1 protein-coding gene is annotated in these 439 nt (G+C 26.2%); it reads right to left on the reverse strand.

Going from position 1 to position 439, the window contains the following annotated elements; all coding sequences use genetic code 11:
* Positions 1–439 (reverse strand): transposase (locus tag KGF46_RS19775; RefSeq protein WP_227857141.1); only part of this gene is annotated, 439 nt, incomplete at both ends.

Genomic DNA, 439 nt, shown 5'->3' on the forward strand with positions numbered 1-439 from the left:
TTATTTTTAAACTTTCATATTTTCTTGAAAGTTTTCTTTGTTCTCTTTTTAATTTCTTCTCAACTTTCTTAACTGTAAAAGTTTTATTTATATTTTTAAACTTCTTTTTATCTGAACATATTGCAAAATCTTTAATTCCTAAGTCAATACCTATTCCTTCATTAGTACATTTAGATACTCGAATATCATTTTCCTCAACTAATATAGATACATAGTATCTACTAGATTTTTGACTTACTGTACCACTCTTAACTATTGAATTTATTGGTATATATCCGAATTCTTTTAATCTTACCCACCCAAGAGTAGGTATTTTAACTCTATGCCTTTCAATAGCCCAATCAGTCTTATTATTCTTAGGAAAATATGCTTTTACATCTTGATTTTTCTCTTTCTTGAACTTAGGAAAGCCTTTAGCACCTTTAAAAAAGTCTTTAAA

This window comes from Clostridioides sp. ZZV14-6153, assembly GCF_020657855.1.
Lineage (GTDB): Bacteria > Bacillota > Clostridia > Peptostreptococcales > Peptostreptococcaceae > Clostridioides.